General features: G+C 70.3%; 6 protein-coding genes. 4 read left to right on the top strand and 2 right to left on the bottom strand.

Annotated features, from left to right (window positions below):
* Together LADH09A_RS29855 and LADH09A_RS29850 are read right to left on the bottom strand one after the other, a co-directional pair.
* Positions 1 to 842: alpha-amylase family glycosyl hydrolase (locus tag LADH09A_RS29855; protein ID WP_238649003.1), on the bottom strand; the 842-nt coding region annotated here is incomplete at its 3' end.
* A 32-nt stretch (positions 843 to 874) separates the two neighbouring features.
* Complete coding sequence (locus LADH09A_RS29850) at positions 875 to 1,921, bottom strand: LacI family DNA-binding transcriptional regulator (protein ID WP_238649002.1); 1,047 nt, start codon at positions 1,919 to 1,921, stop codon at positions 875 to 877.
* Between the two features lie 199 nt (positions 1,922 to 2,120).
* On the opposite strand from LADH09A_RS29850, the gene LADH09A_RS29845 reads away from it, so the two are divergent.
* The 4 genes from LADH09A_RS29845 (at position 2,121) to LADH09A_RS29830 (ending at position 7,921) form a co-directional block, all read left to right on the top strand.
* On the top strand, positions 2,121 to 3,368 hold the full coding sequence (locus LADH09A_RS29845; protein WP_238649001.1) for a sugar ABC transporter substrate-binding protein: 1,248 nt from the start codon (positions 2,121 to 2,123) through the stop codon (positions 3,366 to 3,368).
* The gene (locus LADH09A_RS29840; protein WP_238649000.1) at positions 3,368 to 5,011 is read left to right on the top strand and encodes an ABC transporter permease subunit; all 1,644 of its coding nucleotides are present in this window, start codon (positions 3,368 to 3,370) and stop codon (positions 5,009 to 5,011) included. Before LADH09A_RS29845 ends, LADH09A_RS29840 begins: the two co-directional genes overlap by 1 nt.
* Positions 5,012 to 5,177: 166 nt before the next feature.
* Positions 5,178 to 6,065, top strand: coding sequence for a sugar ABC transporter permease (locus LADH09A_RS29835; RefSeq protein ID WP_238648999.1), 888 nt, complete (start codon positions 5,178 to 5,180; stop codon positions 6,063 to 6,065).
* A complete protein-coding gene (locus LADH09A_RS29830) occupies positions 6,062 to 7,921 on the top strand; it encodes a glycoside hydrolase family 13 protein (protein WP_238648998.1) in 1,860 nt (619 codons plus the stop codon). The genes LADH09A_RS29835 and LADH09A_RS29830 overlap by 4 nt, the downstream gene beginning before the upstream one ends.
* The last annotated feature ends 6 nt before the right edge of the window (positions 7,922 to 7,927 follow it).

Raw genomic sequence — 7,927 nt, 5'->3', positions numbered from 1 at the left:
GCCACGCCCTGGCTCAACGCCATCCGACCGCCGGGGTAGCTGTCCAGGATGGGCGGCCAGGCACGGTAGAGATCGTGCACCTCGTCCTGGTCGAAGTAGGGCAGCTGGCCATTGCCGATCAGGTCGACCTGCCGCTGGTCGGTGGTTATCGTGCTGAAGCCGACGTCCGGACGGCGGTCGGACTTGATGATGCCGTGTGCGACGTCGGCGCGGGACCCGTCCACGCCCCGGTCCAGCCAGAACCGCAGCACGTCCTCGAACTCGGCGCGGACCTCCGGGTGGCGCCAGTTCAGGTCCGGTTGCGACGGGTCGAACAGGTGCAGGTACCACTGACCGTCGGCGATCCGGGTCCAGGCCGCGCCGCCGAAGATGCTCTCCCAGTCGTTCGGGGGCAGCTCGCCGTGCGGGCCCTGGCCGTCGGCGAAGAGGTAGCGGGCCCGTTCCGGGGAGCCGGGGCCGGCGGCGAGGGCGGCGGTGAACCAGCGGTGCGCGCTGGAGGTGTGGTTGGGCACCAGGTCGACGATGATCCGCAGGCCCAGGGCGTGCGCGTCGATGATCATGGCGTCGAAGTCGGCGAGGGTGCCGAACATCGGGTCGACGTTGCGGTAGTCGGCGACGTCGTATCCGCCGTCGATCATCGGGGAGGTGTAGAACGGGGTCAGCCAGAGCGCGTCCACCCCGAGGTCGCGCAGGTACGGCAGTCGTTGCCGGATGCCCTGGAGGTCACCGACGCCGTCGCCGTCGCTGTCGGCGAAGCTGCGGACGTACACCTGGTAGACGACCGCGGAGCGCCACCAGTCGTCCTCGGTGGCATGCGGCGGGGTGGTGGTGCTGCTGATCATCCGAGCAATATGCCGGCCTGCCGCTGCAAGAGTCAAGCAGATCTTGCGTAAGACAGTCGCGCGGAAGTCGGAACGACTGCGGTGGAGCCGCGCACCACCAGCTCCGGCCGGAACAGGTATTCCGAGTGTGGGGCGCCGTGTCCGTTGATCTCGTCGACCAGGGCCCGGACGGCGGCGACCGCCATCGCGATGACCGGCTGCCGCATGGTGGTCAGCGGCGGGTCGGTGAAGGCCATCAGCGGTGAGTCGTCGTAGCCGACCACGGAGAGGTCGCCGGGCACGCTGAGGCCGCGTTGGCGGGCCGCCCGGACCGCGCCGAGCGCCATCAGGTCGGAGCCGCAGACGACGCCGGTGACGCCACGGTCCAGCAGTCGGCCGGCCGCAGCCTCGCCACCCTCCACACCGAACAGCGACAGCTCGGCCAGCGGGCCCAGGTCGGATTCGGCGACGCCGGCCAGGCGGGTCATCGCCGAGCGCCAGCCGGCCACCTTGCGCTGCACGGGCACGAACCGGTCCGGGCCGGTGATCAGGCCGATCCGTCGGTGCCCGAGCGCGACCAGGTGGGCGACGGCCAGCTCGGCCGCCTCCCGGTCGTCGCAGGAGACGAAGGGGGCGCCGATGCCCGGCACGTATCCGTTGATCATCACGACCGGCAACGGTCGGGCCAGCAGCGCCCGGTAGCGGTCGTGGTTGGCGGCGGTGTCGGCGTGCAGGCCGGAGACGAAGGCGATCCCGGAAACCTGCCGGTCCAGCAGCATCTCCACGTACTCGTCCTCGGTCACCCCGCCGGCGGTCTGGGTGCAGAGCACCGGCGTGAACCCGCTCTGCGCGAGGGTCGACTCGATGACCTGGGCGAAGGCGGGGAAGATCGGGTTGTCCAGCTCCGGCACCACCAGGCCGACCAGCCCGGCGCTGCGTTTGCGCAGCCGGGCGGGGCGCTCGTAGCCGAGCACGTCGAGGGCGGTGAGGACGGCCTGCCGGGTCTCCGGTGCCACGCCGGGGCGGTCGTTGAGCACCCGCGACACCGTGGCCTCGCTGACTTCGGCCTGCTGGGCGATGTCGGACAGTCGAGCGCGCATGGCGGCACTTTAGCCCACCGGCAAGTTCTTGCGGGGCGCTCTGCAAACCCTTCCATTACTTGCAACGTCTTGCTAACGTCCCCGCAACATGCGAGAGCAGCGGCGCAGCATCGATGCGCCGGATGGCAAGAACTTCCAGAGGTTCCCACTGGCGGGCCGCCCTTCCCCCGGCGGACCCGCCATGACGACAGGAGTACCGATGCGCATCCGTACCGCGGGTGTGGTCGCCCTCTTCGCCCTGGCGCTCGCCGCCTCCGGCTGTGGTGGCGACAGCGACAAGCCGGCCGCGAAGGAGACCCCCAAGGCCGCCGGCGGCAAACTCGTGATCTGGGCGGACGACAAGCGCACCGCCGCCGTCAAGCCGTTCGCCGAGAAGTTCGGCCAGGAGAACGGCGTCACCGTCGAGGTCCAGGCCGTCAGCAAGGACCTCCAGACCAACTTCGTCACCGCCTCCCAGCAGGGCAGCGGCCCGGACGTGGTGGTCGGCGCGCACGACTGGATCGGCAACCTCGTGCAGAACGGCGCCATCGACCCCGTGCAGCTCGCCGCCGAGCAGAAGAGCGCGTTCAACGAGACCGCCGTCAAGGCCGTCACCTTCAACGGCCAGGTCTACGGCGTGCCGTACGCGCAGGAGAACCTGGCGCTGATCCGCAACACCGAGCTGGCCCCCGAGGCGCCGAAGACCATCGAGGACCTGGTCGCCGCCGGCAAGAAGCTCAAGGCGGCGAAGAAGGTCACCGAGACGCTCTGCCTCCAGGTCGGCCAGAACGGCGACGCGTACCACATCTACCCGCTCTACACCTCGGCCGGCGGATACCTCTTCGGCACCGGCGCCAACGGGGACTACGACCCGAAGGACCTGGGCGTGGGCAAGCCCGAGTCCGTCGAGGCCTTCAAGAAGATCGGCGCGCTGGGCGAGAAGGGCGAGGGTGTGCTCAAGCGCTCCATCTCGGACACCAACTCGATCTCGACGTTCACCAGCAAGAAGTGCGCGTACCTGGTCTCCGGCCCGTGGGCGGTGGCTGACGTCAAGAAGGCCAACATCTCCTACGACATCTCGGCCATCCCCGGCTTCGCCGGCGGCAAGGAGGCCCAGCCGTTCGTGGGTGTGCAGGCGTTCTACGTCGCCGCCAAGGGCAAGAACAAGGCGCTGGCCCAGGAGTTCGTGGCCAACTACACCACCACACCCGAGTTGGCCGTCGCGCTGTACAACGCCGAGCCCCGGCCGCCGGCGCTGACCGCCGCCCTCGACCAGGTCAAGGGCAGCGACCCGGATCTGGCCAAGTTCCAGGAGGCCGGTAAGAACGGCCAGGTCCTGCCGGCTATCCCGGCGATGGCCGCGATCTGGGACCCGTTCGGCAAGGCCGAGGCCGCCGTCATCGGCGGGGCCGACCCGACCAGCACCATCACCACCGCCGGCAAGACCATCTCCGGCCAGATCAAGTAATGAGTACGCCGCTGTCCGGCCCGGAGTCCGTCACGCGGACTCCGGGCCGGGAGCCCGCCGGCTCCCCACCCCCGCGCCCACGTGCCTCGCGCTCGCGCGACGACGCCCCGATCACCCTGACCGGGATCGCCGGCAAGGTGCTCCTGCTCGGTCTGACCGCCGGCATCGCCGTCTGGGCGGCGTTCCCGCTCGTCGCCGCCGAGATGTGGACCGGCCTGGCCCTGCTGGCGGCGTCCACGGCCGGGCTGTTCTACCTGTACCTCACCCGCCGGCACATCCCGGCCAAGTACCTGGTCCCGGGCACCCTGTTCCTGATCGCCTTCCAGGTCTTCCCGGTGCTCTACACCGCCAGCACCGCCTTCACGAACTTCGGCGACGGGCACCGGGGCAGCAAGGACGAGGCGATCGTCGCGATCGGGTCCTCGTCGGTCACCCAGGTGCCGGGGTCCACCGAGTACGCCCTGTCGATCGCCACCAGGGGCGACCCGGCCACCGGTCCGCTGCTCTTCCTGGTCACCGACCCGGCCACCCGTGCGGTCTCCGTCGGCGACGCGAAAGGGCTCCGCCCACTCGACGCCGCCGATGTCACGATCGCCACGGGCGGCAAGGTCACCGCCGCCGACGGCTACAACGTGCTGACCTTCGGCCAGGCCAACGCCCGTAGCAAGGAGATCACCGACCTGGTGGTCCCGACCGCCGGTGGCGCGGTGCGCTCCAGCGGGCTGTCCCGGGCGTACGAGGGCAAGGCGGTCCGGGCGTACGACGCTGGCTGTGACTGCATACGCGACACCGAGACCGGGCAGACCTGGACCGCCGACGAGCAGGCGGGTGCCTTCGTCGCCGCCGACGGCGAGCGGCTGGCCCAGGGCTGGAAGGTCAACGTCGGGCTGAAGAACTTCACCCGGGTGCTCACCGACGAGAACATCTCCGGGCCGTTCCTCGGCACCCTGGTCTGGAACTTCGCCTTCGCCATCGGTTCCACCGGTGGGACGTTCCTGCTCGGAATGCTGATCGCGCTCGTCCTGCACTCACCCCGGATGCGTGGCACCAACTTCTACCGGGTGCTGCTGGTCCTGCCGTACGCCATGCCGTCGTTCGCGATGCTGCTGGCCTGGCGGGACATGTTCAACGCGGACTTCGGCCTGATCAACAGCCTGTTCGGCCTGAACGTCGACTGGTTCGGTCAGGAATGGACAGCCCGCTTCGCCGTCATCCTGGTGCAGCTCTGGCTGGGTTACCCGTACATGTTCCTGGTCGCCACCGGTGCGTTGCAGGCCATCCCGCGCGAACTCACCGAGGCCACCTCGGTCGACGGGGCGTCGCCCTGGCAGTCCTTCCGCGCGGTCACCCTGCCGCTGCTCCTGGTCGCGCTGTCGCCGCTGCTGATCTCGTCGTTCGCGTTCAACTTCAACAACTTCAACGCGATCTACCTGACCACCGAGGGTGCGCCCTTCCCGGCCGACAACCCCACCAACGGCGCGACCGACCTGCTGATCACGTACACCTACCGGCTCGCCTTCGGCGGGCAGGGGGCGCAGTTCGGGTTCGCCGCCGCGATCTCGCTGTTCATCTTCGCCATCGTCGCGGTCGTCTCCGCGATCAGCTTCCGCCGGACCCGCAAGCAGGAGGAGGTGTACGCGTGAGCGCGAGGAGTGAGCTTGCGAGCCCCGCAGTCGCGAACAAAAGGTGGGTACGCGTGAGCGCGAGGAGTGAGCTTGCGAGCCCCGCAGTCGCGAACAAAAGGTGGGTACGCGTGAGTGCGAGGAGTGAGCTTGCGAGCCCCGCAGTCGCGAACAGGAGGTGGATGGCGTGACGACGGCCATTCTCAAACGGACGGGCCGGCGGCGTAACCGCTGGTTCGCCCAGGTCGGCTGGCGGCATCTCGTCGCCGTGCTCGCCGTGCTGTTCAGCCTGTTCCCGATCGTGTTCGTGCTGTCCGCCGCGCTCAACCCGCTCGGCACGCTCTCGACCACCGAGTTGGTGCCGACCGGCGGGGTGTCGCTGGGCAATTTCGGCGGGCTGTTCGACCGCACCGCCTTCGGGCGGTGGTTCCTCAACTCGTTGCTGATCGCCGGGGTGGCGTCGTTCGCGTCGGTGTTCCTGTCCGCGCTGGCCGCGTACGCCTTCTCGCGGATGCGGTTCCGCGGTCGCCGCGTGGGGCTGCTCTCGTTGCTGCTGATCCAGATGTTCCCGCAGTTCCTGGCGATCGTGGCGATCTACCTGATCTTCGGCACGATCACCGACCTGTGGCCGGCGATCGGCTTCAACACCCCGTGGGGCCTGTTGCTGCTCTACATGGGCGGAGCGCTCGGGGTGAACACCTGGCTGATGAAGGGCTTCTTCGACACGCTGCCGCGTGAGCTGGACGAGTCGGCCACGATGGACGGCGCGTCCCATGCCCAGGTCTTCTTCCGGATCATGCTGCCGCTGGTGGCACCGATCCTGGCGGTGGCCGGGCTGTTGGCCTTCATCGGCACCATCAACGAGTTCCTGATGGCGAACGTGTTCCTCACCAGCAGCGACTCCAAGACCCTGGCGGTCGGGATGTACGGCCTGTTGCAGGGCAACGAGCGCAACGACAACTTCGGGATCTTCGCGGCCGGCACCCTGCTCACCGCCATCCCCACCGTGCTGGTCTTCCAGCTTCTCCAGCGCTACATCGTCTCCGGCCTGACCGCCGGCGCGGTCAAGGGATGACCGGGCCGCAGCCGCACCACGACGGGTCCCCGCTGTACGTCGCCCAGCAGGAGCCCACTCCGGGGGAGACGGTCGACGTCCTCGTCCGGGTGCCGGCCGGAGCCGACGTCCGCGAGGTGCACGTCCGCACGACCGCCGACGGGGAGCCCCGCTTCCGGGAGGCCACCGTGGATCGTGTCGACGGCGACGAGGTCTGGTGGCGGGCCGAGGTCGAGACCCGCAACCCGGTGAGCAACTACCGCTTCCTGCTCTCCGGGCGGCACGGCCCCCGCTGGCTGACCGCCGCCGGGGTGGTCGACCACGACGTGCCCGACCACGGCGACTTCAAGCTGGTCACCTACGCCGCGCCGCCGGCCTGGGCGCGGGACGCGGTGATCTACCAGATCTTCCCGGACCGGTTCGCCCGCTCGGCGGCCGCCGACGGTCGGCCGCTGCCGGACTGGGCCATCCCGTGCGACTGGGACACCCCGGTCGTCGGGAGGGGGCCGGAGACACCGCACCAGTTCTACGGCGGTGACCTGGACGGCATCACCGAGCGGCTGGACCATCTGGACCGGCTCGGGGTCAACACGGTCTACCTGACCCCGGTCTTCCCGGCCCGCTCCAACCACCGCTACGACGCGACCAGTTTCGACCGGGTCGACCCGCTGCTCGGCGGCGACACCGCCCTGGCCCGGCTCGGTGACGCGGTACGCGCCCGGGGCTGGCGGCTGCTCGGCGACATCACCAGCAACCACACCGGCGACGGGCACGACTGGTTCACCGCCGCCTCCTTGGACGTGCGCGCGCCCGAGCGGGGGCTGTACTACTTCGACGAGGTCGGCGACTGCGACGACTCCGGCTCGGCGGGTCCGGGGCCGCGCCGCGAGCCGTCGTACGAGTCCTGGAACGGCGTCGCGTCCCTGCCGAAACTCAACTGGGGCAGCGCCGAGCTGCGCCGCCGGTTCGCGACCGATGACGACGCACCGCTGCGCCGCTGGCTGCGACCGCCCCACGGGTTGGACGGGTGGCGGGTCGACGTGGCGAACATGACCGGTCGGCGGGGCGTCGACGCGTACACGCACGAGGTGGCGGCGCTGCTGCGCGCGGTGGTCGCCGGGGAGCGGCCGGACGCCCTGCTGATGGCCGAGCACGGCCACGACCACACCGGTGACCTGGACCGCGACGGCTGGCACGGCACGATGAACTATGTGGGCTTCACCGACCCGGTCTGGTCCTGGCTGCGTCACGGCGACGACCCGGTGCCGAACTTCCTCGGCATCCCGGGCGGTGTGCCCCGGCGGGATGCCGGCACGGTGCTGGCCACCATGAACGCCTATCGGTCGCTGATCTCCTGGCGCTCGTACGTGCACTCCTGGCAACTGCTCGGCTCGCACGACTCGGCCCGGATCCGCTCGGTGGTCGGCGACGCCGCCCGCCAGGAGGTCGCGGCCGGTCTGCTCGCCACGATGCCCGGCACCCCGATGATCTTCGCGGGGGACGAGTGGGGCCTGACCGGGCTCAACGGTGAGTCGTCGCGTACCCCGATGCCGTGGCACCGGCCGCAGGACTCCGACGCCGGCACGTTCGCCGCGTACCGCGCCCTGATCGCGTTGCGGCACGCGGAGCCGGCGCTGCGCCACGGCGGTCTGCGCTGGCTGCACCACGACCCGGACACTCTGGTCTTCCTGCGCGAGGCGCCGACCGGGGTGGTGCTAGTGCTCGCCCGCCGAACGTCCGGCGGGCCGGTACGACTGGGCGGGCTGCCCCCCGCGGAGAACGTGTACGGCGGGGCCCCGCCGCTGCGGCCCGGCCCCGACGGTGTGCTGACCCTGCCCGGTGACGGGCCCACGTTCCAGGTCTGGCGGCTGCCCTGAACGGCG

The organism is Micromonospora cabrerizensis (assembly GCF_022230955.1).
Lineage (GTDB): Bacteria > Actinomycetota > Actinomycetes > Mycobacteriales > Micromonosporaceae > Micromonospora > Micromonospora cabrerizensis.
Note: the sequence above shows the minus strand (reverse complement) of the source record. Positions and strands in the feature narration are given on the sequence as shown.

Coding starts and splice junctions, on each gene's coding strand:
- LADH09A_RS29850 (WP_238649002.1), bottom strand. CDS start 1,921: ATGCGCGCTCGACTGTCCGACATCGCCCAGCAGGCCGAAGTCAGCGAG.
- LADH09A_RS29845 (WP_238649001.1), top strand. CDS start 2,121: ATGCGCATCCGTACCGCGGGTGTGGTCGCCCTCTTCGCCCTGGCGCTC.
- LADH09A_RS29840 (WP_238649000.1), top strand. CDS start 3,368: ATGAGTACGCCGCTGTCCGGCCCGGAGTCCGTCACGCGGACTCCGGGC.
- LADH09A_RS29830 (WP_238648998.1), top strand. CDS start 6,062: ATGACCGGGCCGCAGCCGCACCACGACGGGTCCCCGCTGTACGTCGCC.